Origin of the sequence: Sphingomonas mollis (assembly GCF_016427505.1) — a bacterium.
In the GTDB taxonomy this organism is placed as follows: Bacteria; Pseudomonadota; Alphaproteobacteria; order Sphingomonadales; family Sphingomonadaceae; genus Sphingomonas; species Sphingomonas mollis.
This window is the reverse complement of sequence record NZ_JAELXS010000002.1, coordinates 18,939-43,948: the sequence shown is the minus strand read 5'-3', so window position 1 is coordinate 43,948 and position 25,010 is coordinate 18,939. Positions and strand designations below refer to the sequence as shown.

At 63.4% G+C, this 25,010-nt stretch carries 17 protein-coding genes and 1 tRNA gene; 5 read left to right on the top strand and 13 right to left on the bottom strand.

Annotation, left to right across the window (positions count from 1 at the left end):
- The first annotated feature begins 76 nt into the window (after nucleotides 1-76).
- A tRNA-Lys gene (locus JAO74_RS03640) sits at nucleotides 77-152 on the top strand.
- 241 nt (nucleotides 153-393) lie between these two features.
- Here the strand turns inward: JAO74_RS03640 and JAO74_RS03635 are convergent.
- Genes JAO74_RS03635 through JAO74_RS03625 form a run of 3 tightly spaced genes read right to left on the bottom strand, consistent with a single transcriptional unit; the run spans nucleotide 394 to nucleotide 4,003 of the window.
- A complete protein-coding gene (locus JAO74_RS03635; protein WP_199035270.1) occupies nucleotides 394-660 on the bottom strand; it encodes a hypothetical protein in 267 nt (88 codons plus the stop codon).
- A gap of 29 nt (nucleotides 661-689) precedes the next feature.
- The gene (locus JAO74_RS03630; protein ID WP_332908722.1) at nucleotides 690-1,595 is read right to left on the bottom strand and encodes a glycerophosphodiester phosphodiesterase family protein; all 906 of its coding nucleotides are present in this window, start codon (nucleotides 1,593-1,595) and stop codon (nucleotides 690-692) included.
- Between the two features lie 26 nt (nucleotides 1,596-1,621).
- Nucleotides 1,622-4,003, bottom strand: a complete 2,382-nt coding sequence (locus tag JAO74_RS03625; RefSeq protein ID WP_332908737.1) for a TonB-dependent receptor — start codon at nucleotides 4,001-4,003, stop codon at nucleotides 1,622-1,624.
- 327 nt (nucleotides 4,004-4,330) lie between these two features.
- Between JAO74_RS03625 and JAO74_RS03620 the strand changes: the two genes are divergently transcribed.
- Nucleotides 4,331-5,500 carry an ROK family protein gene (locus JAO74_RS03620; RefSeq protein WP_416194278.1) on the top strand — a complete coding sequence of 390 codons (1,170 nt, stop codon included), beginning with the start codon at nucleotides 4,331-4,333 and terminating at the stop codon, nucleotides 5,498-5,500.
- Here the strand turns inward: JAO74_RS03620 and JAO74_RS03615 are convergent.
- From JAO74_RS03615 to JAO74_RS03580, 8 genes are all read right to left on the bottom strand, one after another.
- Nucleotides 5,469-6,668: a hypothetical protein gene (locus JAO74_RS03615; RefSeq protein WP_199035264.1), complete on the bottom strand. Its 1,200-nt coding sequence runs from the start codon at nucleotides 6,666-6,668 to the stop codon at nucleotides 5,469-5,471. The two genes, JAO74_RS03620 and JAO74_RS03615, sit on opposite strands and share 32 nt — an antisense overlap.
- A 401-nt stretch (nucleotides 6,669-7,069) precedes the next feature.
- A complete protein-coding gene (locus tag JAO74_RS03610; RefSeq protein ID WP_199035262.1) occupies nucleotides 7,070-10,132 on the bottom strand; it encodes a TonB-dependent receptor domain-containing protein in 3,063 nt (1,020 codons plus the stop codon).
- Between the two features lie 57 nt (nucleotides 10,133-10,189).
- Complete coding sequence (locus tag JAO74_RS03605) at nucleotides 10,190-11,392, bottom strand: hypothetical protein (RefSeq protein ID WP_199035260.1); 1,203 nt, start codon at nucleotides 11,390-11,392, stop codon at nucleotides 10,190-10,192.
- A gap of 181 nt (nucleotides 11,393-11,573) precedes the next feature.
- A complete protein-coding gene (locus JAO74_RS03600; protein WP_199035258.1) occupies nucleotides 11,574-12,941 on the bottom strand; it encodes an HlyD family type I secretion periplasmic adaptor subunit in 1,368 nt (455 codons plus the stop codon).
- The gene (locus tag JAO74_RS03595; protein WP_199035256.1) at nucleotides 12,938-14,653 is read right to left on the bottom strand and encodes a type I secretion system permease/ATPase; all 1,716 of its coding nucleotides are present in this window, start codon (nucleotides 14,651-14,653) and stop codon (nucleotides 12,938-12,940) included. Before JAO74_RS03595 ends, JAO74_RS03600 begins: the two co-directional genes overlap by 4 nt.
- 92 nt (nucleotides 14,654-14,745) lie before the next feature.
- A complete protein-coding gene (locus JAO74_RS03590) occupies nucleotides 14,746-15,276 on the bottom strand; it encodes a PEPxxWA-CTERM sorting domain-containing protein (protein WP_199035254.1) in 531 nt (176 codons plus the stop codon).
- The gene (locus JAO74_RS03585; protein WP_199035252.1) at nucleotides 15,273-16,820 is read right to left on the bottom strand and encodes a TolC family outer membrane protein; all 1,548 of its coding nucleotides are present in this window, start codon (nucleotides 16,818-16,820) and stop codon (nucleotides 15,273-15,275) included. Before JAO74_RS03585 ends, JAO74_RS03590 begins: the two co-directional genes overlap by 4 nt.
- Before the next feature lie 83 nt (nucleotides 16,821-16,903).
- Nucleotides 16,904-19,507 carry a S8 family serine peptidase gene (locus JAO74_RS03580; protein WP_199035250.1) on the bottom strand — a complete coding sequence of 868 codons (2,604 nt, stop codon included), beginning with the start codon at nucleotides 19,505-19,507 and terminating at the stop codon, nucleotides 16,904-16,906.
- 545 nt (nucleotides 19,508-20,052) lie between these two features.
- On the opposite strand from JAO74_RS03580, the gene JAO74_RS03575 reads away from it, so the two are divergent.
- Nucleotides 20,053-20,982, top strand: a complete 930-nt coding sequence (locus JAO74_RS03575; protein ID WP_199035249.1) for a LysR family transcriptional regulator — start codon at nucleotides 20,053-20,055, stop codon at nucleotides 20,980-20,982.
- 223 nt (nucleotides 20,983-21,205) lie between these two features.
- Entirely contained in the window at nucleotides 21,206-21,412 is a 207-nt protein-coding gene (locus JAO74_RS03570; RefSeq protein WP_199035248.1) for a hypothetical protein, read from the top strand.
- A 77-nt stretch (nucleotides 21,413-21,489) separates the two neighbouring features.
- On the opposite strand, the gene JAO74_RS03565 is transcribed toward JAO74_RS03570, so the two are convergent.
- On the bottom strand, nucleotides 21,490-22,338 hold the full coding sequence (locus tag JAO74_RS03565; protein WP_233150648.1) for a hypothetical protein: 849 nt from the start codon (nucleotides 22,336-22,338) through the stop codon (nucleotides 21,490-21,492).
- A gap of 29 nt (nucleotides 22,339-22,367) precedes the next feature.
- Nucleotides 22,368-23,645, bottom strand: a complete 1,278-nt coding sequence (locus tag JAO74_RS03560) for a PQQ-dependent sugar dehydrogenase (RefSeq protein WP_199035246.1) — start codon at nucleotides 23,643-23,645, stop codon at nucleotides 22,368-22,370.
- 280 nt (nucleotides 23,646-23,925) lie between these two features.
- Between JAO74_RS03560 and JAO74_RS03555 the strand changes: the two genes are divergently transcribed.
- Nucleotides 23,926-24,816 (top strand): exonuclease domain-containing protein, encoded by an 891-nt coding sequence (locus JAO74_RS03555; RefSeq protein ID WP_199035245.1) that lies wholly within the window; start codon nucleotides 23,926-23,928, stop codon nucleotides 24,814-24,816.
- Nucleotides 24,817-25,010: the final 194 nt, after the last annotated feature.

The window sequence follows — 25,010 nt, the reverse complement described above, 5'->3', positions numbered from 1 at the left end:
CGGCCGGCACACGATGCTAACAGCGCGCTTCCCCGATGCGGCGGCGCCCACCAAGCGCCTCACCAGCTGCCGGTATGGACGCATAGCTCAGTTGGTAGAGCAGCTGACTCTTAATCAGCGGGTCCTTGGTTCGAGCCCAAGTGCGTCCACCAGATTTTCAACGGCTTCGCAGCATTGCGAAGCCGTTTTGCTTTGGGCCGCCCCTGACTTTCCCTTTTCCCGGCGTAGGCGATTTAACTTAAAGTCCGACGTTCACGCGCCCTTCCCAACTTTTCCCACTCCTTCAGAAGCAGCCAGTGCGTTTGCACCGTGCGTGCTGCCAGCTGGTGAAGACGTTGTTGGACTACCTGCGCTTAGACTGAAACTCCGAGGCATGACGGACTGACCCGGCCCTTATTCGCTGGCATCCGGCGCAGCGCCTTCCCGCAATCTTCGGATCAGCGCGACCTGCTGATCCGACTCGTACAGCACCCGATTGAACGGATGGGCGAGCACGCCGCCGTGCCCGCGCCACTTCCTGATGTCCCACCCCGCCTCCACTAGGTCGGCGGCGGCGAAAATAAATTCGAGAACACCGGTCAGAAAGGTAAAAACGCCGCCATGCTCGGCGTAGCTGAAGCTGCTTGGCGTGCCGTGGACGTAGAAGTTGCGGCAGCGCACCGCCTCGTCGGTGACTATGTCCAGGCCGGTCAGGGGTTTCGCGGAGCGCCGAGATAGCGCATCAGCGCTTCCGGCTCGTCGGTCTGGATCGCCGAGATGCCGGCCCTGCGCATCGTTCCCCACACAGCATCCGGGTCGCGCAAGGCGTCGACGTCGCCGCCGATGCCTTCGATGAACCCATCCCATAGGGAGTTGACCCAGAGCCGAACTTTTGCACGGCGCGCGATCGCAGCCACCGACGCAAGCCTCGCCGCGTCAATTTTCGGTAGCTCCAGGGCAACCGGGTGCCGCACTCCGCCAAGTTGACGGCCGGCTACCGTCCCGAGATCGGTGTGGCCGGCCAGAATGGGCATGAAGGATACCGCGTCGAATGGCGGCACATCGGCCAGCACCGGGCTTCCGATGCCAGCAGGCTGTTTGAGGATGACCCCGTCGCCCAAACCAGCCCGGCGGACCACCGCCACCGTTTCGGCATAGAGCCCGGCCTGGACATCGAGGTTGAGGATGATGCGGTCTTTCGCCGCAGCCAGCGCCTCGTCCAGCGTCGGAACACGGGCCATCGTCGGGCTCGCATCGGATCCGCCCTCGTTCTCGCGAAGGTGCAGGGCACGAATATCGGCGAGTGAAATATCCGCGACTTTGCCATGACCATCGGTGGTGCGATCGACGGACTCATCGTGCATCAGGATCAGATAACCATCCAGGGTCCGACGGATGTCGACCTCTGCCACATCGACCCCGATCGCGATGCAGCGCTCGATACCGGCCAGCGAATTTTCCGGCATCCCGTTCGGCATGCCGTGATGCGGTGTCGGATTGTGACAGGCGCGATGCGCGACGACCAGCATCGGCATCGCCGGGTCGCCGAAGCGTGCGGCAACGGACGCCGCAGACGTCCGCGCTGTGGCCGGAGCACCACTGGCCAAGGCCAGCACCGCCGCGGCAAACGCCGGGAGAGATGCTACCATCGCTTTGTCAGCGCGACGGTGAAGTTGCGTCCGAAGATCGATCGTCCGACCGTCGCGTCGAGCACGCCCGTGCCGCTGCCGATGACCGCGGCGCGGGCATTGCCCTCGGTCAGACCGACAACGTCGAACACGTTGTTGACGGTGCCGCGCAGTTCCAGCCCGTCCACCTCGACGCTGGCGCCGAGATCCACGGACGAATAGGCGGGCAATCGGCTGAGGTTGGATGCATCCTGAAATCGCCGACCGATCGTGAAGAACGTGCCGTAGATGCGCGCCTTCGCGTCGCCGATCTCGACGGCATAGGACGGCTGCACCGTCAGCTGCACGCGTGGGACGCGGGTGATCTCGCCACCCTGTGAGCTTTGGGCATTTGCGCCGGTCAGCGTATCGACCCGGACGATCTTGGGATCCTGCCACATGCCGACCGCCGATACGTCGAACCCGGCAAAGGGGCTGATGACGGCTTCCACCTCGACGCCATAAGTGCGTGTGTCGAAGATGATATTGGCGTTGGTGATCGTGCCGTCCGCTGCAGCCACCTGCGTCCCGCCGTTCAGCCGATCGAACTTCGACCAGAAGCCGGTCGTCGTGAGGCGGATGCCCGGCGTGGCGAATTTGATACCGGCCTCCGCCTGCTGCACCTTCGCGACCGGCAACGGCAGGGTCGAGCCCGGCAATGTCGCGCCGCCGAGGATGGTATCGAAGCGCGGGTAGCTGAAACTGCGGGTATAGCGACCGAAGACGTTGGCTTGACGTGAAAAGATATAGCCACTGCCGACGGTCCAGCTGGTGCCTTTCAGATCTTCGGACCGATCGACGGTGCGCACCACCCCCGAAACCGCGCGCGCGGCGACCGGACCGTTCGGATCGGCGTTTACCGTACCGAGAATGCCCTGAACGCCATCCTGCTTGCGAGACACACGGCGGAACCCGGCATCGATCGACCAGGCGGGTGTCACCTGCCAGCTATCCGCGAGGCAGAAGGCGAACGAGCGCCCGTCGAGAGAGCCATTCTGGCTTCCCGCGCCATAGTTGACGAAGCCGTTCTCCGTGACGTTGCCGATCACCTGCCCGGCTGCGTTCAAAGCCTGGACATCGAGCGCGATCGGCTGGTTTCGTACGTTCACCAGCAGCGAATTCAACGACTGCTGCTGCGCATAGCGGTAATCGCTATAATAGATCCCGCCAGTCAGTGCTTGGCGACCGATCGGAGTATCCATCGTCTTGGTCAGACGAAGATCGCCCGCGTCGTATCGCGTGCGGGTGCGGATCGACGCCCATGTATTGGCCATCACCAGATTGCCGGTGGTTGCCGGATCATAGCCGGTGTTGCTTCCGGCGACGACGTAGCGAAGCGACGATACGCCGGTGCCGAATGCCGAGCGGGCGCCCGCCAGCCGCCCGGCGAGGAACGAGGCAGCCGTCACCGGCGCACCGTTCAGGATGGTGTCAAAGCCGGTCGTCCCCTCCATATGGCGATAGGTGGCCGCGACCGCGAAGCCGGCGCCCAGTTCATGGTCGCCACCGAGCGTCGCGGTCCAGACGTCGGGGTGGATGCCGTCCGCCAGGTGGCGGCGCATCGTCGTAGGACGGCCATCTGCATCCACCGTACGCAGCGTCACGCGGCGAAAGGCGGGCGAACTTAGGGTGCCGTTTCGCGGATCGATCAGGCCCTCCAGCGAAGCCCCTGTCGCCGGATCGGCCAGGGGCAATGCGGTATAGAAAATGCTGCGATCGTTGAGGTATTTGACGTCGCCCCACACGCGGCCACGATCCAGCTTGTACGTCGCGCCGACCTTGAACTGGCCACCCCGATCGGCATTGTCATAGCCTGGGTCGCGCAGGCCATCGTCGCGGCGATAGAAACCGCTGACGCTGACCAGCAGGCGATCGCTGAGAGGACCCGAGACGGTGAGATCGGTGCGCGCACGGTTACCGGTGCCCGATTCCAGCCGCAGCGCGCCTTGGTAGGTTTCGGTCCCGTGATTGGTAATGAAATTGACGACGCCGCCCGGCGCGTTGTTCGAGAAGATCGGCGCAGTACCGCCGCGAACGACCTCGACGCGTTGCGTGTCGAGATCGACACGATAGAACTGGTCGATGTTCATGAACCGCTCGGTATTGCTCTCGAACAGCGGCATTCCGTCCTGGTTGAAGTCGATCAGTCGCCATCCGCTCCACGGCAGGCCGCGAATGACGACGTTTTCGCCGCCACCTTCCCCGCCGGAGGCCTCGACGGTGATACCGGGTGTGGCGGCCAGAAGATCGGCGACGCTGTGCGGGGCGGCATCGGCGATCTGCTCCGCATCGATCGTCGACACCGAATAGGGCGCGTCGAACTTGCGCTGCCGGGTCGAAGTTCCGGTGACGACGATGTCCTCGCCAGCCGACGGATCGTTAGGCGCCGCTGCGTCCGCTACCGCGCGCGGAGCGGAGACTTGTGCTCCTGCGCCGACACTCGATAGAGCAACGATGGACCCTGCCCCCAACAAACGAAATATGGTGAACGACTTCATCTATTTGCCCCGCTTTCATAACGAGCAGTCGGCGACGCCGCTCATCGCGGCTCCCCCGATCGATACACCGGGCATTGCCCCGCGCTGCTGCCCACACCCTTTCCGTCCCGGGCGCGATCCACTGCTTGTCGCGGCACCTTCGAGTCGAATAGTATTTGCAATGTATTCTTCAAAAGTGACAGCCAAATGACAATCGTTTGCACGGAGCCCGTCGGACAGCTCCTTCGTCCCCGCTGGAGCAAACCGATCGGACCGGGCGGACGGGCGCTGCTGGACTTATTGCTGAGACGAGGAACGGCTGTGCAGGCGGCAATGCCTGCACAACTGGGGCTATCGCAGCCCAGCGTGGCACGCCTCGTGAGCGGATTTCATGCCGATGGCCTGATCGCGATACGATCGCGCACCGCGACGGGCCGGGGCAATCCCAGCGTGACCCTGGAGTTGCTGGCGGACCACGCCTTCGCGCTTGGTGTCGGCATTACCGGCGATGCCCTGTCGATGGCGCTCGTCGATCTGGCCGGCACCGTGCGCGCCAAAGCTCGCGCGGCCGTAGTGGACCGATCCCGTTCCGCGGTCGTGGAGCGCCTGAAAACGATGCGCGCCGATCTGCTCGCCACGTCGGCGATCGATCCGGATCGCCTCGTTGGAACGGGGGTGGGGTTTTCCGGATTTCTGGTCGGAGACCCGCTTCGCTTCAATCCACCTGCCATGCTCGCCGACTGGGTGGATGTCGATTTGATCGACGTGCTGTCGCCTGCCTTGGGCTCCAACCTGCTGTGCGACAATGATGCGACGTCCGCGGCCCTCGCCGAGGGGTTGCTGGGCATCGGTCGGACGACGTCGACATTCGCCTATTGCCATCTTACCAACGGATTTGGCGGCGGGCTCATCGTCGATGGCCTGCCGATGCGTGGCGCGCGAGGCAATGCGGGCGATTTCGGCGCCGTTTGGTGGCTGCTTGGTCAGGATCGGCCCGGTAGGGGATATCCAGATCTAGACAGGCTGCGCACGCTGGTAGCAGGCGGCGGTGTGCCGTTTGCCACCGTCGAGGATATGCTGGTCGCGATCGAACCTCAGACGGCGGGCGTCGAGGAGTGGCTGGCCGAAGCCAAGGATCAGTTCGCCACTCTGGCCTTCCTGCTTGGCCATATCGTGGCGCCGGAGAAGGTCGTTATCGGTGGCCGCTTGCCCGGGTGGTTGGCACAGACGCTGGCAGCGTCGGTGCGCCTGCCTGCCAGTCCGGTGCGCCACGACCGACCATTTCCAATGCCTGTCGTCGTGCCGACCGAGGTAAAGGGCGATGCCACGGCGATCGGCGCGGCCCTCATGCCGCTACGATCGCTGTTCTTCCGTTAGGAGTGATCGCAGACAGGAGTAGTGCGCCCAGGACGGTGAACGTCAGGGCAGTCAAGGTGGTACCGACTCGCCCCGCTTCGAACCCCTCGATCAACGGGCCCAGCACCAGCATGCCGACGGCAGAAGCCAGGTGAATGGTCAGGATGACGCTACCGAACACGATCCCGTCCCTGCTTCGGCCTCCCTGCGCCTCGGCCATGGCAATGCCCGAGGCAGCTGCCCATAGCCGTACGCCGATGAGGCTCAGTGCCACGCCATGGACCACCGCTCCCGCCATATCCGCACTTCCCTCGATCGCCACGGGCATCGGCAAGAGCATCATCGACCCGCTCGAAACGACCATCGTCACAAGGATCGGAGGGCTGATCGCATTAGGAATCATCGGCCCGAACACCGAGCCAAAGCAAAATCCCGCAAGGATCCAGGCTCCCGACCGCGGCGCTCCTGCGACGGCCGGTGAAAAGATGAAAAGTCGATTGAACGTCGGCAAGAAGGCTGCCGCGATCGCCCAAGAGATCAGTAGCCGGGGGAGCCTTGTCGGGATCGTGCCATAATCTTGTCCTGGTAGCTGTGGGCGACTGGCTCGCGATGGAAATTCCAGCTTTCTTAGCGAGATGGCGGAGATAATCACCACCACGCTACTGAATATGAGCAGCACCGTCATGCCCGTCCCCAGAGCAATGGCAAAGCCGCTTACGACGCAGCAACGCGCGAAGGCGCTCAGCGTCACGCGCAGCCGGGCATAGCCGCGCGCATCCGCTTCATTCACCGGCAGCAGCGAGGCGAGCATGTTCTGCGCCACGTCCTGAACCGCATAGGCGATGCGAAAGGCGACACCGGCGGAAATGACCGTCAATGCCTCGTGAAAGTAGAATTGAAGCGGCAATAATGTCGCGGCCGCGATTGCTGCAGGCAGCTGGACCTTAACGACGAGCTGTCCGGTCGCAGCCAGGCGACTGAGTGTCAGCCCTGCAATAAAGGTCACCGCGCCGCCCAACATCAGCAGTGCGAACAGGACCCAACCCGTCTCAGGGCCGGTGAGTCCAAGATCGATGTGAAAATGCCAGGCCAGCAGAAGATCGACGATCGACCAGACGAGCGAGCGTGATCCATGCGCCGCGCCGAACCGATAGCGATTGCATGCCTGTGTGGAACGATGCGCTGTCATGTCATTCCGCTACAGATGCGGCGTGAAGCCCCGATGACGGACTGGTTGTGATACCAGGGGTCGCCATGTGGACGCCCTGTGCTTTTGTTTGGAACTCGAAACCTACGGCGCAGCAATTATTGCGGCAATCTTTGTCGACAGGTATTCCTCGGCATAGCAGTTGAGCGCCACCCATGTTGAGCTTCGTCTCGGCTCGCTGCCCGACACGCGGGTAGGCCGTCTATGCGGGAGGTGAGAGATTTCAGCGTAGAAGGGCGGTCGACGCCACGTGGCGATCAGGCATCTGAATGCGAAACCATCATTCGATGCCGCTCGAAGCGCGCATCCACCGCATCAGGTCAATGTGCCCGCCGCTCCAAAGAGCGACGGGCCATGAACGTTGTTCGTTTATTTCAGTGAACTCAGAATTTGACCGAAGCTCCGACGTTGATCTGGCGACCGAGCAAGTCGTATCGGAAGACCGTGTTCGAGCGGATCAGGAAGTCTTGTGCACGCGAGCCGGGAACGATCGGTGGATCCTTGTCGAACAGGTTGTTGACCGAGAAGCGCAACACGAAGCGCTTGGCGACATTGAAGCTGGCCGATACGTCCATGTAGTTAAACGCCGGCATACGGTCGTAGAAGCTGCGGACCTGGCTGAGATCGACCGGTAGTCCCAGGCTCGGATTGGTGACCTGGGAGGTGTAGGTCATCGGCCCGACGTAGCGCCAGTTCACATAGAGTTGCGCGACTTCGTCGGGCGTCGTGTAGGTCGTGTTGAGCCCATGGCTCCATTTCGGAAAGCCCTCGCCGCAGAAGCGCCCCAGATATCCCTGGCATCGGCGTTGCGGAGAGTCAGGTGTATCCTGCCCGCCGAACAGCGTCGCAAGCGAGCCGTTGAACCCGAAGTTCAGCTTTCCGGCGCCGCCCAAGCCCAGCGCGTAAGAACCCTGGATGTCCCAACCATGGGTCTTGTTGCGATAGCCGTTCCGCGTCCCCTGTAAGATGAAGCCAGCGGTCGGATCGCCCTGGGTCGGGCTCGACAGCGTGCCGGTCCCCGGATTGCGGATAACGCCGCGGCAGAAATAGTCGATCCGGACCGACAGACACCCGTTCAGATAGTCGCTTGCGGCGGAATAGCCGATCGAATCTTCGAGATCGATCAGGAACCGATCGAGCGATACCGACAGGCCAGGCAAGAAGCGCGGCTGCAGGATTACCCCGAACGTCTTGGTGTAGGCCGTCTCGGGCGTAAGCCCGGAGCCGCCCCCGCGAATAGTGCAGCCGTCCAGACAGTAGAGCGATTCGCTGCCATACAGATTTGCGGGTAGGCCGGTTGCCTGGCAGGCTGCGAGCGACGCGGTCGGTGGCAGTAGACGCGACGCAGGTTTCGACGGATTATAGTCCGGGTTTGGCGAGGATGCGCAAGGGTCCATATAGGAGCCGGTGCTGTAGCTGACGTCCAACGCCTGCTGCGCCTCGATCACGGTCGGCGCGCGCTGCGACTTGTTGAACGACCCGCGAAAGGTAATGTCATCGATCGGTGCCCAGATGCCCTCGACCTTCCACGTGGCGAAATGGCTTTCGAGGCGGTTGTATTTCGACACGCGATAGCCGGCATTGATCTGCAGATCCCGGGTCCAGGGCTTGTCCTGGACCAACGGCACCTGGACCTCCACGTTCGCTTCCCAGATGTTTTGGGTGTACTTTCTATCGGGACCCAGGCCCTGTTGCTTGGCGCTCTGGTTGGAGACGCCGCGGAACAACTCCTGCCGGAACTCGGTGCCGAGTGCGATCGCCACCCCGTCCTCCGAAAGTGGCGAACGAATGCCGTACTTGCCAAGATTGCCACTGACCGTCGCCAGCCCCTGGATCAGCCGCGAGACGCTGCCCTCGGTCGCGTCCTGAGCGTTGTAGAGGTAATCCTGTAGTTCCTGGCTGGCATTGTACGGCCGGAAGGCGTTGAACGGCACGCAGGCGGGATCCTTGCCGTCGATGACCGACAGGCAGGTCGGCACGCCATTACGGTTGGCGACCAGCAGCGAACGCGCCGTGCGATCACGATCGGGCGAGGAGCGGTACTTTGTGGTCGACGTATTGCGCGAGTACATGCCCGATATGTCATAGTGCCAGGCATTATCCAGCAAAGCGCCCCGGAAGGTCAGCGTCTGCCGGAAACCGTCCGAGACATAACGCTGCGCCGGTGCGCGGATGCTATCGAAGCGGAACCGCACGTCGATCGGCACGCTTGTGCTTGTCCCCGCCCGCGTAGCGCAGAGCACCTGCGCCTGCGACGCCGAGAGGAACGGGTTGTCGCAGTTCACCTGATAGGGAACCTGTCCGACGTAATTCAGACGCGAGAAGTTCTGGTTCAGGCTCTCGGTCTGCGACTTGGATCGATAATAGAGCGTGCTGGTATGCACCTCGAACGCGTCCGAGAGCTTCAGCGTCACGAAGCCGCCGGCATTGATGCGGCTCAGTTCGCGCTGATAGGCGGTGGTGTCATACGGCGTCGCAAACGTGCCGGGCGAGTTACGCGGCAGGAAAGTACCCGATCCGTCCGGATTGTTCACCAGTATCTGGTTGGCGTTCTGGCCGCTCAGCGGAATGATCGTGCCGACCTGCGTGTAGGTCGCGGGCGAGCAATTGAGGTCCGCACTCTTGGGATCGGACTGGACGACCTCGCAAGCGGCGGTCGACCGCTCGCCCAGACGCAGGAGTTCGGCGAACCGATAGGACCCGAACGCCGAGACGTTGAGCATGCCATCGAACAGCGACTTGCCGACAGCCAGCGTCGCATTCCCGCGCGCGCCGTCGTTGGTCATGCCGCGCGGATATCTCAAGCCGACCTTCCTGGCCGCAGCGGTCACTGCATTCTCGCGATTGTCATGGTTGAAGAAATTGTAGTTGCCGGACAGGTTGATGCCGTCGAAATCGCTCTTCATGACATAGTTGATGACGCCCGCGACCGCATCGGACCCGTAGACAGACGAGGCGCCGCCGGACAACACGTCGATCCGCTCGACCAGATCGCCGGGGATGATGCCGACGTCCAGCCCGTTCTGCAGACCCATGCGCAGACCATCGACCAGCGTCAACGTGCGCTCATAGCCGAGATTGCGCAGCTTGACGCGCTGGCGACCGTCGCCATCGTTGTAGCTCTGCTCGGCGTTGGGTGCGACTTGCGGCAGGCGGTTCAGCACCTCCTCGATCGTGATCGCCCCCTGCGCGGCGATGTCGGCTGCGGTTACAGTCAGGATCGGTGCTGCCGACTTGTAGTTCGGGCTCACGATGCGCGTACCGGTCACGACGATATCGTCGCGCCGAGCAGCGGTTTCGTCCGGACCGTTATCGTCCTCCCCTGGCTTGGTGGGATCGCTGGTCGTGCCGGCTCCAATCTGCCCGTTGGCTTGCGCTGAGGTAGGTATCGCGATGCCGGTCGCAAGTACGGTGGTTACCAGAAGCCTTGTGAACGTCAGTTTCATGTCAATCTCCCCCTTATCCGGCGCTTCCACGCCGCGATCTCATGTGTCTCTGGCGCGCTATTGGTTCCGCGGCGCAGCGGGTGGCCGCTTCGCGCTCGCCGTTCCAAGCCGCAGTATGGCGGTCGCCGCGCTGCCGGGATCGGCGCGTTCGCGCAGCGAGGCGCGGATCGCCTCCGCCGTGCGCATCACCCGCCCCTCGAACGCCTTGCGCCCGTTGACCGTCACCCGGATCGGGCGATCGAGGTCGACGAGGCGGTCGGACAGACGAAGCGCCGTCCCCGGCGGCACGTCGCCGGTCAGCGCGATCGTCTGTTCATCGACGCGGGCGTCCATCCGGACACCGGGCCTGACAGAAGCGTCGGGCGGTATTTGCAGCCAGTAGAAACGATCGTTGCGCACATCATCCTGAACCCACACGAGCCGCGTGGGCCAGGGATCGCGGGTGAACTGCGCCATCCACGGCAGCGCCTCGGCATCCCTGCGGTTCATCCAATGAGGCAGCCCGGGGTAAATGCGCGACATCGACACATAGCCGCCCGGATCGGCGGAATGGAGGCGCGTCATTTCGGCCGTCTTTTCCGCCGCCAGGCGGTTGCGATCGTAAGCGGCATCCTCGCCGCCCATGAAGATCGCGAACGGCAGGTTCCTCAACGGCAGCAGCGATGCATCGCCCGGGTGGCCGGCCATCATCGCCGCCGCGGCGAAGCGGTCGGCCATCCGCGGTGCCAGCTGCCACACACCGTCACCACCGGCCGAATATCCCAGGATGTATACCCGGTTCGGATCGACGCCGTTGATCGCCACCTGCGCATCGATCAGGCGCTGGAGCAACGGATCGATGTGCGCCTCATGCCACAGGTTCCACGTATCGGTGGGCGCACGAGGGGCGAGATAGATCCCCTCCGCAGGCTCATACAGCGAGATCTGGTTGCGCCATTGCTGATCGTTCACTGCCGGTGGCGCGTTGCCGCCGCCGTGAAGCGAGATCCACAGGCTATGCCCGCCCGGAGGCACTGCCCCAAAGACCTTGCTCTCCCAGCGCAGCGTCCTGTCGCCCAGCGTGATCGCCTTTGCGGCGAGCGCGCCGCGATCCTGTCGCTCGATCGAGCGGAAACGTTCCGCGGTCAGCAACGCGATCGCGCGATCGGCTTCCTCCCTGCTCAGCGACGCGCGCAGCGCGTGGCCGGCGGGTTCGCGTCGCTCCTCGGCCAGGGCGGCTTGGCCGAGCAGGACGGTCGGCAACAATGTTGCAGCACGCATATCCGGAGACAAGGAGTCCGCAATCGCCGGTGTGGACGACGCCGCAAGCGCCACCGAAGTGGTCAGCAATGCCAGGCCCAACCGTTTCGTAAAATCGATGCTCATGCCATCCCGTCCGTTCCAGATCGGTGGTCGCGACGCGTCGGCAGGCTGCAGGGGCCGCGGCGCCCGTGTGTGTGCTTCATCGCTCATGGAAGGAGTGCGAGGTCGCTTCGGTGACGGGATCGAGGAAGTATTGCAGTGCGGTCCTGGCACGGAGTTTGACGGTTACCTGGACGGGGACGCCCGGCCGGATGCCGGTGTCGGCGCCGCGAATGCGGCGGAGCATCGCGACCTGACTGTCGGGGACGACGAGTTCGGCGGTGAAGAAGCTGGTGCCGGTTGCCTGGTCGCGGACGCTGTCGGCGGAGACGGTGCGGATCGTTCCCGTGAGGATCGGCAGGTCGCGTTCGTGAAGCGAGAGCAGCTTTACCCCGGCCTCGCGCCCTGCCTGGACGCCGTCGATATCCTCTGGCGCGAAGCGCGCGCTGACGACGAGCGGGGCAGCGTCGGGAACGATTTCGAGGATCTCCTGCCCGGGCTGGACGACAGCCCCGGGCGAGAACAGCCGCAGGTTGACGACGCGCCCGGCGACCGGCGCGCGCACCAATGTGCGCTCGAGCTGGTCGCGCGCCGCCGCGAGCCGTGGCAGCGCCTCGTTCAGGCGGAACTGCGTATCGCGCAGTAGCGCTGCGGCATCGTCGGTCGCCTTGCGTGCCGCCTCGGCCGCCTGCTGCTGCGTGCCGGCGATCTGCTGGCCGAGGGCTGCATTTCGCGCGACGTAATCGGCGTTGCTGCCGCCGAGTTCGGCGATCGAGCGTTCGAGCGCACGCACGCTGTTGCGCGACACCACGCCCTGGTCAGCGAGACGGCGCGTGCTTTCCAGTTGCGCCTGCAGCGATGCGCGCTGCACCGAGGTGGCGTCGACCTGCGCATCGAAGCCGCGGCGCTGCTCGGTGATCTGTCCCTGCTGGCGGCCCAGCACGCCTTGAGTGGCGGACAACAGCGCGCGGCGTGCGCGCTGTTGTGCCAGCTGCAGACGCTGCGCGCGTTCGATCAGCATGCGGTCGGCGACATTGGCGACGGCGAACTCGGCCGGCCAACGGATCGACCCGCCCTCAATTTCAGCCTGAAGCCTTGCGCGCTGCGCTTGCAGGTCGATGACAGTGCTCGCCAGCGCGCGCTCACCAGCAACCGCCTCGGCCGCCGACAGCCGCACCAGCACCTGCCCGGCGCGCACGTGCTGCCCCTCCCTTACCGCAATCGCTTCCACGTTGCCGCCGTTACGGTTTTGGACGACCTGGCGGTTGCCCGCTACGGTCACCTGCCCCTGCCCAAAGGCGGCGGCATCAAGTTGCGTCAGTGCCGCCCAGCCGCCCAGCACGACGAAGAACAGGAAGGTGGTGACCCCGCCCACCAGCAACGCGTTGCGCGGCGAATCGCGCAGTTGCGCGGTGGCCGGCAATTGGCCGGGAGCGGCGGGTACGAAGGCTTCGGCCATAGCGGTCATGCCCCGGTTCCCTGACTGGCCGTGTTGGCCGTGACCGCACCGGCAGCGCGCGGCGGCGCGCCGGGATCTTGCTGCTCGATCGGCATGACAGTGCCGTCGCGCACCAGCAGCATGCGGTCAGCGACGTGGAGCAGATTTGGGCGGTGCGTCGAGACGATGATTGCGGTCCCGTGCGCTCGGAGCGCAGCCAGCGTCTTCATCAGCGCCGCTTCGCCATTGACGTCGAGATGCGCGTTGGGCTCGTCGAGCAACAGTAGCGACGGTTGGCCGAACAGCGCGCGCGACAGCGACACCAACTGACGCTGCCCGGCGGACAACCCGCCAGCCTCGCGGATCGCCAGCAGCGTATCATAACCGTTCGCGAAGCGCTGGATCGTCTCGTGTGCGCCGGCGCGCATCGCGGCCGCAACCACCATCGCGTCGATGTCGGCAGGTGCACCGTCACCGCGCGCCGCGGCGAAGCGAGAGATATTCGCGGTGACGGTGGCGGGGAACAAGGTCGGCGTCTGCGGGGTGTAGCCGACCCTCGCGCCCAGCGCCTCTCGGTCCCAGTCGGCGAGACTGGTTCCGTCGACGCGCACCTCGCCACGGTCGGGCGCAATCGCGCCGGCGATCACGCGCAGCAGTGTCGACTTGCCCGCACCGCTCGGCCCGATCAGCGCCACGATCTCGCCGGGTGCGACCGCGAAGCTGACGTCGTTCAGCAACAGCCGGTCGCTGCCCGGCACGCGCACGCTGACGTTCGCCACCGTCACTGCGCCCTTCGCGCGTGGCAACGCGGTGCGCGGCGCGGTGTCGTCAGGCAGTCGCAGAAACGTGGCGAGGCCGGCATAAGCGGCACGCGCAGACAGCACGTTCTTCCACGATCCCAGGATCTGCTCGACCGGCGCCAGCGCCCGCCCGACCAGCAGCGAGGCGGCAAAGATCGCGCCCATCGAAATCGACTGATGGATCGCCAGCCAGGCACCCACCGCCAGCGCCAGCGACTGGAACAATTGGCGCAGAAACTTGGTGACTGCCAGAAACGCCCCCGACGTCTCGGCCAAGGCGCCCTGCCGCGCGACCAGGCCGGCGCGATCGTCCAGCTGCAGTTTCACGATCGTCTCACGCATGCCCAGCACGCGCCCGACCTCCGCCGCCTGCACGGCATAATCCTGCATCCGCGCTTGGACCGCGACGCGTGACTGCGTCTCGGCAGCGGCGCGCCTGGTCGCTTGCTCGCCCGCCAGCGCGACGACGGCCAGCAGCAACGCGGCGAACAGCGCGAAGCCGCCCAGCCACGGATGTAGCAGGAAGCATGCAGCAATGTAGATCGGCGCCCAGGGTGCGTCGAAAAGCGCCAGGATCGCCGGCCCGGTCAGCACCCCGCGCAAGGTGTCGAGATTGCGGATCGCCGCGCTCCGCTCCGCGCTAGACGCGGTGGTGGCGCCCAGGATGCGGTGCAGGATCGGAGGTGCGGCGCGCTTCTCCAGTTGCACGCTGGCGCGCAGGAGCAGCCGCATCCGCGCCATGTCCAGCACCGACAGTACCGCCAGCGACACGACCAGGATCAGGATCAGGAACAGGAGCGTCGCTCCGCCGCGCGTCGGTACCACCCGGTCGTAGACCTGCAGCATGAAGATCGACGGTACCAGGTACAGCAGGTTCACCAGCCCGCTGAACAGCGCTGCCCACACGAAATGCCGCCGCGCGCCGCGCAGCGCCGCTGTCACGGGATTGGAAACGGAATGGGAACTGCTGGAATGTAGCATCGGTACTTTCGGGTGCGGGTGAAAGCCGGGGCGACGCGCCCGGCCGCGGCAGGTCAGGCGTAGCGGACGGTGGTGCGAGAGTGCCGGCGCAGCGCGGCGCCGGTCAGCGCAAATCCGCTGAGCAGCAGTGCCCATGTCGCCGGTTCGGGCACCGCAAGTGGCACGTCGGTCACGTTCAGCGTGTAGCGCGATCCGCCATCTTGCCTCCTGGTCAGCGTGAATGTGCCGCGCAGCATCATCGGCGTCGCCTCGGGGCCGCCGTACAACTGCCCGCCATACAGCGTTGTCAGGATACCCGGCCCGTCGGCATCCGAGATCACCAGCCCGCCGCCGTTCGTCGCGAAGAAGAAGTCAAGATAGGCGTCGCCGTTGATGGCGCGCGGGAACGTACCGCTCACGCGCTCGAGTGCGAAGCCCTCGCCGTCGACGACCTGTGTCGGTGTTGGATTCAGCGCCATCTGCCACGTCGCACGATAGCCGCCCGTCGCCTGCGGGGTCAGCGCATACAGAAGGTCGGCCGCCGCGGCCTGGGTGGAAACCGCCGCGACGGCAATCGCGGTGAGCAGTGAAAGTCTGATCTTCATGGTGTCTCCTGCGGGGCGCCGGTGGTCGTGTCGGGAAGCGCGGGCGCGTCGGCCAGCGGCAGCCGGCGCGCCAGCGGACGACCGGCGACAGCCGGCGCCGCGGACGCGAGCCGCGCCCCCGTCGGCGCAGGCAGTACCGGCGCCGCGCGCGAGCGATCGCTCGGCTGCTGCGGTCTGTCGATAACGTGCAACAGCGGCTCGAAAGGCCCGAACTGCCACGCCTTGTTGTGCTTGAGGTTTTCCTCAGGGTCGTAGCGCGGCGCGTCGGGTATCAGCGTCGCGGCCTGCAACCGTCCCAGCAGCGCCAGCAGCGTCGCCTCCCCCGCATACCGCCCATAGCGCGCGTTTGCGACGATCACCTGCGCATTCAGCAGCCGCTGTTCGGAGTCGATCAGCTCGAAACTCGAGCGGAATCCCTCCGCAAACGCACGCCGAACCCCGTCGAGGGCCAGCCGGGCCGCGCGCACCGCCGCCTCGCCTATGTCGATCTGGCGGTCGGCGGTAACGATCTGGTTCCACGCATTGAGCAACCCGGCATCGACGCTGCGCCGCGCATCCGCGACCAGGAAGGCGGCCGATTGCTGTTGCGCGATCGCAGCGCGCACTCGCGAGCCGACCACCCCTTGCGTCAACAGCGGCACCGTGACGGTCAGTCCTCCCGACACCGTACGTCCGAGATCCCGGACCTGATAGCTCAGCGGATTGACATAGCCGAAACTCCCCTGCGCGCTGATCGTCGGATGCCGCTCGGCGCGCTCGGCGGCGATGCGGTGCCGGCTGGCGCGCTCGGTCAGAATCGCCTGCCACAGGATCGGGCTCTCACGCTCTGCGAGTACATAGCCGAGATCGACCGAGCCGGGCACGCCGGGCAATGGCGGGGGCGGCTCCAGCGTGCCGGGGTTGCGCCCCACCACCGCGGCAAAGCGCGATCGACTCTGCTCCAGGCTTGCCTGCGTCTGCGCCAGGGCCGCCTCGATGATGAGTAGTTGTGCCTCGGCCTGCGCAACGTCGGTGCCCGTCAGGTCGCCCTCGCGTTCGCGCAGACGCGCCTGCTCCACCTGCCGCCGGTAGGAGGCAGCGGAGCGTGACTGGATCTCGACCAGTTCAAGGTCGCGGCGCGCTGCCACGTACGCGTCCACTACCTGGAACAGCGTCTGGTTCTCGGCCTCACGCAAGCGCTCGCGTCCGGCCAGCACCTCGGCCTCGGTCGCCGACACCTGTGCTGCGGTGCGCCCGCCGCTGCTCAGCAATTGCGTCACCGACAGCAACGCACCCATGGATCGCTGTTCGAAACGGGAAAAGCCTTCCGAGAAAGCGCTCCGTTGCAGTCGATCGTTATAGCCGATCGTCGCGCTTACGCCCGCACTCATGCGATACGGCGCCGACGCCTGGATCACGCCTTCATCAAGCGCGCGCAATTCTGCACGCTGCGACTGGAGTTGCGGATTGTTCCGGTAAGCGTCGACAATCGCATCCGCCAGCGTTTCCGCATCGGCACCGGAAGTGGGTAAAAGAAAGATGAGGATGACGACACGGCGCAGCAACGGTCATCTCCGGAGTCCGGCGATCGGCCGGAAGAGGAAAAGGCCCGGGCAGGCGAGGTCACCCGCCCGGGAGAGGGAGGAGTTCAGGCGTGGAGCAACACGCCGCCGCTCATCGAGCCCGACATCGCGTCGTACAGGTAGAAGCTGCCGTGATCATCGATTGATCCGGCCAACGTCGCACCGGTCGGTCCCGCTTCACCCCCGAAGTGATCCGCGGAAGTCATCGCCTGCACGGCGCCAACCGCAGTTAGTTCGGGTTGGAACGACACCTCCCTGATCACCTGGTTCGGATTTAGGTCAGCACCCGAAAGGTACGAATACCAGAAGTAACCGTCCTTCTGGCCCATCGACTGAAGCACCGCGCCCTTGTTCTGGCTCAGCAGCACCGTATCGCCCGTCAACAGTCCGTCGAGCAGCAGGGTAGCGTTGTTGGCGACGGTGACCTTGCCGTCGGTCCCCATACCACGCAGCGCCGTCTGCGTCGCAACCATGTCTCCCCGGGAGAAGTCGAGCACGGTATCCTTGCCGCTGGTGCCCCCGTTGTCGAAAAGGAACCGGTCGCCGCCGGTGCCGCCGAACAGGTAGTCGTTGCCGCCGCCGCCGTTCAGCGTGTCGTTGCCGCGCATGGCATACAGGTAATTGTCGTAACGGTTGCCGATCAACGTATCGTTGCCGTCACCGGTCACCGCGCCTTCGATTACACTGGTGCGACCGATGGTGAAGGCCTTTTCGCCGTCAAAGGCGGTCGCCTGGCCGCCGACCAGCGATAGCGCAATATCATGCGACACGGCGGCCGCATTGATCCAGTCGGTGCCGCCATCGGTGTCCACCAGCGCCTTGCGCCCTGACTGGCCCTTGATGTCGGTCATCGTGAAGAACTCGTTCGTGTAGGTATACACGTCGTCGTTCGTCACTTCGGAACCATACATATCCAGCTTCACGCTGCTCACGGTCAGCTTATTGTCGACCTTCGTCGATTGACTAACCCCGGGAGCGTATTGAACGTCGATTACGACATCCAATGCCGAAAAATCCAGCGCCCACTTCCCTTTGCTTTCTACGCCCCGCAACCCGCTAAACCCGAGTGTAAACTCTTGGGTACCGGGATCGACCTCGACCAACGACCCCGTCGTTGGTACGAATGCGGTGCTTCCGTCGGGGGCGGTCAACTTGAACTGGCTAAGAAGCAGCCCGGTATCTACCCCGGTCTGGATACCGTTTGAAAATGTTCCCTTTCGCTCAAAAGTGCTATCGTAAGAGAAACTAACTGTAAGGTCTAGCCGTTCAAGCGCGACATCCTTTTCAACCTCAAAGGATTTTGTGGTTGCATTGCCAATCATAACATCGTTGAACGATGTGCTATAATTGCTTAAATAGAAATCGGATGAAGAACTTAATCCGATCAACGCTTGCTGAGTTTCATGCACTTCGTTGGCGGACGTCTTTGCAGCCGCGAAGAGTCCCCATACCTCGGCCATGCGAACGGCATTATAGGCGTCCACCGCACCATAGCCGTAATCGTTGCTGAAGTGCATCCTGCCGCCGTTCCAGTTCGCGTCCGCGCCGGCCAGCTTGAACGATGTATTGTTCATGATGAACTCGCTACGAACGCCGTTCTCAGCCAATCCGATCGCGACCTGTCCGGTCTCGAAGGCGATCGGCATCTTGGCCGAGGCGGCTAGGATATTCTGCACGTCGCGCCAGCCAAGATTGTCGTTGGCGCTTAGCATCAGCGAGACTACACCACTGACGATCGGTGTCGCCGCAGACGTGCCGCCGAACTGATCGGTATAATCGTTGGCCGCTTCGGGCTCGGTCGACCAGTTGTAGCCGGCGGCCCCCAGCAGATCGGTGGTGACCACCCCCGTGCCACCGATGATGTCGAAATCGCTGGACGGCGCCGACACCAGCAGATGCGCACCGTGATTGCTGTAATAGGACGAGACGCCATCCACCTGCCGGTACGCCCCCACCGCGATCGCATGGCGATCGGCAACGCCGGCGTGAGCCTCGCTGAGCCGGTTATCGTTTCCCGCCGCCATGACGGTGACCGTCCCCAGTCCACCGCGCCCGGTCTCCGCGACATAGTCGAAGGTTCGCGCCAGAAAGCTGGAGTAGCTATCCGGATTGGAACGCGAACTGTAAGTCGCGTGTATTCCGTACAGGGCTGTGGCGGCCCAGCTATGATTGACGACGTCGAACTGGTTCGCCTGCCGCAGCGCACTTTCCCTGGCCGCGGTGTTACTGCCGTTGATATCGAGTGGCGAATCGGTATCGAAGATGTTCACGCCGGTGACCTTGGCGTCATAGGCGACGCCGACCCCACCGCGCCCATTGCGCTCGGCGGCGATCAGTCCGCTTACCGACGTACCATGCGGTCCGGTGGGGATGCTCCCGTCGATCGCCGTTCCGTTGATGACGACATGCTTCGACGAGTCGTAATTGCCGTCGAGGTCCCAGTGCGCCTTCTGAACCCCCTCATCGTACACGCCGACGCTTACGCCCTTGCCGGTGAAATCCTTCCAGATCGTCCCGATGTCACCCAACTGCTTCAGGTGCCACTGCCGCATCAGTTCCGCGTCGCCGCCGCCCTGCGGATTATACAAATCATTAGCGTTGTTGACCAACTTGCTATTCGAGTAATCATACGCTCGCCCAAGCGTCGGCTTCCGGTAGTTCGTCGCCATCTTCCATTCTCCCTAGCGTTTACCATGCGAAAATGCCGCGATTTGGTCTAAGTCCGCAAAGACTTCTTTGGCAGGTGCGCCATATATTCAGGCGCGTTTTTTACAAAAGCACCACTTGGCACAAGCGGTACCATTAGCCATCTCGTGTAACGAGAAGCACGGTACTTAACGCACCATATCTTGCATTCACGACGCCCGACCGATCCGACGCTTTTAACGATTATGCTTTTGTTACGTCATGTTCTGTGCGCAAGAATATTGCTTTACTAGTATTCTTATGGAAACGTCGCGTTTCAAATATGAAACGGGAGGATCAGGCCGATTTGAGACTCCTGTTTATCAATAACATCTCAGCAAAGGGCAGCTTAACTGCATCATCACCATTATGATGCGAATTATATACAGAGATAGTAATTGCGCTCTTGATTGTGGGGACTCATGACACACCACTTGACCCGCATCTGCTGGATGACCGACGCAAGACGAGAGTCGACCTCCTCGCTTGCCAGTCAGCATCTAGAAACAAGCCTCACAGGATTTTCCATGTGATCGACAGTGACTACCATGTGATTTTTGCAAAGGTCGGCGACCTCGGCTCCATTTCGGGCGCGGCGCGCGCCCTGAAAATCTCGAAGACGAATGTCAGCCGGGCCGTCACCCGACTGGAACAAAAATATGGCGTGAGACTGGTCGAGCGAACCACCAAATGTGTATCGCTCACTGAAATCGGTACCGTGTTTCACAGGCGCTGCGTTCGCCTGGCCACAGATTTAGCGGGCATCGATGACGAAATCGCATCCTACCGTGATGAACCGTCAGGCACGTTGCGACTGGGCCTGCCCTCCCACGTTTCGACGTACCTTGCACCGTATCTGCCGCAATTTCTGACTGAATTTCCCGCCATAAACCTGCGGATGAAAGTCGGTGATCGGTTGCTACCGGGCGCAGACGGGTTCGATGTCGTACTATATGTCGGATGGCTGGCGGACTCTACACTTGTGGCACGCAAACTTCGTGACGTGCCCCTCGTACTTGTCGCATCTCCATCGTACCTCAGCAACGCCCCTCCACTGATTTGTCCGTCAGATCTCGGCAATCACGAAGTATTCGGTATCTTACCCTATGATGAAGCCGGAAGGGGCGATGGCTCCGAACTTCCAGTCCGTCTGCCCACGCTTGAAGTCAGAGGCTCTGGCGCTGATTTCGTATTGCCGCAATCGACTCGTTTCGCTTCAAACGATCAGAACGCTGTCATAAGAATGGCCGAACAAGGCCTCGGGATCGTGCCCACGTCACTTGCGCTGATCGGAGAGCAGATTGAATCTGGGCGCCTCGTGAGGGTGCTTCCGGACTTTGCGCTGGAGCCGGCGCCATCTCTGTATGCCATCTACTCCAGCAAGGCACTTCCTCCGCCCAAGGTCAAAGCGTTTGCCGACTTCATTACTCGTATCAATTCGGAAATTCCTGTCTTGTGAAGATGACGTCAGGTAAGGGTCCCCCGGTTTTTCATCCAGGCTGAGGGTGAGTATCCGGCGTTTGTGAGCCTCACCCCGCCTTAGAGCGGTTTCTCACCGGGCTGAATCATAATGGGATTCCCGTCGCCGGGATTTTCTGATTCAGGATTCATGCCGGTGGCAGCAGCTTGCGAACCAGCACGGGACGCCGGCACCGCTGCCGCAGGGCGGAGATCGACGATCGATGGGGATCGAGGCGCATGCCGGATTGATCCTGGAGGCTTACAAGGCGACGCCCGACATCACCTTGGCCGAGTTGCAGGCGCTTCTGGCCGATCACGGCACCGAGGTCGCGCTCGGCACGATATGGCGGTTCTTCGCGCGGCGCGGGAGCAGCGCATCACATCTGCGCCGATCCTGCCAGCAATATACGAGGAGAGCCTCGGAATGACATGTCATAGCAGGGCTGGGCCGTTGAGCATTGAAATCGTGGCATGGAGCGGCGTCATGTTCGTTCATCATTGGCGTTCACCACGCCATAGCCAGTGATACCGTAGCGTAGGGGATCAGCGTCGCAGTCGTACCAGAGGGTCCGTCCTGCCGCCGGAGTCGATCATCGCGCACCAGCGCCAACAGTTCGGCCTGTAGCGTCGCCTTGGCGCCGCCAAGACTGACAGGCTGCGACAGGGAGATGCCGCCACTGCCATACGCCCGAGTCCCGCTGTCTGCTGCGTAGAAGCCGTTCCAGCCGATACCCACGGTAGCCGGCAGTCCCAGCGTGGGTCCATTTTTCCGCTTCGAAAGCTCAAACGACGGTGCGATGCCGCCGATGGTGTAAAAACCGCCATCACCTCGCGTCCGCCGCGTGACAGCCAGTCGCGGCTTCAACTGCCCAAGCCGGTCATCGGCCGTGTAGAGAAACGTCAGGCTCGCCTCATGCGATGTGGCAGCGATAGCATTGGGACTGGCTTTGATCGTGTAGGTGGCTGCTGCGCTGACGCCTTTCACAGGCCGCCAGGCGATACCCAGTAGGTTATTGCTCTCGTACCAGCCACGCGGACTCACCCTCTCATCGGGGCGGGGCGCATGAAACCCATTCGAACTCTGACCGATCAGGAACAGCGCGCCCTCCCCGTCTCCGCCCACACGACGGCGAAGCACGACGGCCCCGCCGACCGAGAAATGGAAGGGAGCGCGACCAAGCCCCGCATTGTCATCATCATAGGTGCCGCGCGCATAGTCGCCATTACGCAGATCGATCGACACAACCGGATGGATGATGCCCGCCCCCACATCAATCTCTGACAACGTCGCATCCTCGGTATCGGCGAACGGGATGGTCTGCGCGCTCGCTGGCGTCGTGACGACAAGCGCCACGGCAGCCGGCAGCGCCGTCGATAGTCGCATCACGAGGTCCGGCGAACCATCCATACGGTATCGCCGGCGTCATCGACGACAAAGATTGCACCGTCCTCACGGGCCTGGACGCTGACCGGGCGGCCATAGACATCGCCCTTATTTTTATCGGCGACGAAGCCGGTCAGGAATGGCTGCGGCGCACCGGTCGGCCGGCCATTCGCAAACGGCACCACCAGCACGTCGTAACCGATAAAGCTCGACCGGTTCCACGAACCGTGTCGGGCAACAAAGGCTGTCTTGCCGGCATCCGGCCCCTTGTTGAAGGCGAGGCCCAGCGCTGCAGCATGCGGGCCAACCGCGACATCGGGCATCAACGTGGTTGCGAGCATATCACGCTTCTCATTAGGATGCCGTGGATCCTGCTTGCCGTAATAGCTATACGGCCAGCCGTAGAAGCCTCCCTCACGCACGCCGACGAGATAGTCAGGCGAGATGTCGTCGCCCAGTTCATCGCGCTCGTTGACCGCGGTCCATAAGGTGTTGGTCGAAGGTGCCCACGCCATCCCGACCGGGTTGCGCAGGCCCGAAGCATATAGTCGCTCACGCCCGGTCGCGAGTTCCACCGCGAGGATCGCGGCGCGGCGCTTTTCTTCGTCCATCCCATGCTCGCCGACGTTGGAGGCGGAACCTACAGACACATACAATATGCGCGCGTCGGGGCTCAGCAGCAGGTTGCGCGTCCAGTGATTATTATAGCCTCCGGCAGGCAGCGAGATCAGGGGAGCGGGCGCTGCCGTGATCTGCGTTTGACCCGGCTGATAAGGGAAGCTGACCACGCCATCGGTATTGGCAATATAAAGACGTCCATTGGCATATTGCATCCCGAACGGCTGGTTGAGCCCCTCGCGCAGCACGAAGCGCTGCTCGGCTATGCCGTCCCGGTTCGCGTCGCGAAGGAGCGTGATGCGATTTGCGCTGAAGCCGGTCGTCTTGGACAGCGCCTGCCCTCGCTGCACCTCCGGTTCGGCGTCCAGCTTCGGCTTGGTCCGGGCTTCTGCTACCAGTACATCACCGTTCGGCAGCAGCAACGCCTGGCGCGGATACTCAAGGCCGCTGGCGAACTTCACGACCTCATAACCGCGCGGCGCCACGGGCTTGCGCCCTTCTGGCCAGCCGATCGTGCGCGGATGGTTGACCACGGACCTGGTAGCATATGGCTCTGCCTGCGGTTGGAGGCCAACGACTTGCGGATCACGCTGGGCTTGCGCAGCGCCGGCGAACAGCGTGGCAACGAGGCAGGCGTGCGCGAATACGATCTTGTTCATGAAGGCTCCCGGCTTTGCGTCGGGATAAACCATTTGGATCAATCATATATCCAAGTCGACGTGCGCAACGCAATTATGTCCGCCGGTAGATCCGGACGGCGACGCTCAGGGCATCCTATCAGCTCGCCGGAACCGGTCATTTGTTCATATCTCCTGATCGGAAGGCATCGGCCGAGCATCTCGAAGGACGAGCATGTTCCCGAGAATTACCGTCGCCAGCAATCTTGGAAACCGGCGATCATAGCGTTGGCCCTCGCCGGCCATGGTGTATGACCCTCCTATGTTCCGCGACGCCACTGCCGATATCCCTGCCCAGGCCGCCCTGTCGGGAGCGGGCCCGGCTGCAGCTGACGAACTCGACTTCGTCGTAATCGACGTCGAGACCGCCTGCTCCCGCGTCAGCAGCATCTGCCAGATCGGCATCGTCGGCTTTCGCGCCGGCACGGTCGCGTTCGAGTACGAGACCCTGGTCGATCCACGCGATCACTTCAGCAGCTTCAACACCCGCATCCACGGCATCGCCGCCGATCATGTCGCAGGCAAGCCGTGCTTTGCCGACGTGCACGAGGTCGTCGACGGACACTTGGCCGGGCGAACCACGGTTGCGCATTCCTATTTCGACAAAGGCGCGCTGGCGGCGGCCTGCCGCGTGCACGACCGGACGATGGTCAAGACGACTTGGCTCGACAGCGTGCGCGTCGCGAAGCGTGCTTGGCCCGAACTCTCCAGCCACAAGCTCAACGTGGTGTCGAAACACCTTGGCATCCCGCTCCGGCATCACGATGCCCTGAGTGACGCTCGCGCCGCAGGCATGATCGTCGTCAAGGCTATCGACCATACCGGCATACCGCTCGCAGGGTGGCTGATGCTCCCGGTAGGGCAGCGCGCCGCTCCGGCGCCACTGCCCGCGCCGGACGGTCCACTCAAAGGTCACCGGGTGGCGATCCTCGGCCAGCCCCGCAACGGCCCGCTCGCTCATCGGCTAGCGGGCAGCGGTGCGCGGATCGTCGCTGGCGTTGGCAGCACGACGACGATCCTGGCGGTCATCGGTGAGGAACCGTTCGGCTACGTGCGGTACGACGCGCAATTCCGGCATGCCTTGGAACTGCAACGGTCAGGCCGCGCGATCCGGATCATGTCTGAGCGCAAGATCCTGGAGCTTCTCGCCTAACGTCGATGCGAAGCTGTGGCCGTCCGGTACCTCGACACCGGCGACGGCACACCCATCAGGTCAATCATGACCACACTATGCCAAGACCGACGAGGCCGTTGCCGCCCTGACACCCGAGCAGTTCCGTGTTACCCGGAAGAACGGAATTGAGCGTCCAGACACCGGCCTACTCGTGAAGAACAAGCAGGCGGGCA

What these genes read in the sequence shown, in the direction of transcription:
- JAO74_RS03620 (WP_416194278.1), top strand. Translation starts at nt 4,331, where the DNA reads ATGACAATCGTTTGCACGGAGCCCGTCGGACAGCTCCTTCGTCCCCGC.
- JAO74_RS03615 (WP_199035264.1), bottom strand. Translation starts at nt 6,668, where the DNA reads ATGACAGCGCATCGTTCCACACAGGCATGCAATCGCTATCGGTTCGGC.
- JAO74_RS03610 (WP_199035262.1), bottom strand. Translation starts at nt 10,132, where the DNA reads ATGAAACTGACGTTCACAAGGCTTCTGGTAACCACCGTACTTGCGACC.
- JAO74_RS03605 (WP_199035260.1), bottom strand. Translation starts at nt 11,392, where the DNA reads ATGCGTGCTGCAACATTGTTGCCGACCGTCCTGCTCGGCCAAGCCGCC.
- JAO74_RS03600 (WP_199035258.1), bottom strand. Translation starts at nt 12,941, where the DNA reads ATGACCGCTATGGCCGAAGCCTTCGTACCCGCCGCTCCCGGCCAATTG.
- JAO74_RS03590 (WP_199035254.1), bottom strand. Translation starts at nt 15,276, where the DNA reads ATGAAGATCAGACTTTCACTGCTCACCGCGATTGCCGTCGCGGCGGTT.
- JAO74_RS03580 (WP_199035250.1), bottom strand. Translation starts at nt 19,507, where the DNA reads ATGGCGACGAACTACCGGAAGCCGACGCTTGGGCGAGCGTATGATTAC.
- JAO74_RS03570 (WP_199035248.1), top strand. Translation starts at nt 21,206, where the DNA reads ATGGGGATCGAGGCGCATGCCGGATTGATCCTGGAGGCTTACAAGGCG.
- JAO74_RS03560 (WP_199035246.1), bottom strand. Translation starts at nt 23,645, where the DNA reads ATGAACAAGATCGTATTCGCGCACGCCTGCCTCGTTGCCACGCTGTTC.
- JAO74_RS03555 (WP_199035245.1), top strand. Translation starts at nt 23,926, where the DNA reads ATGTTCCGCGACGCCACTGCCGATATCCCTGCCCAGGCCGCCCTGTCG.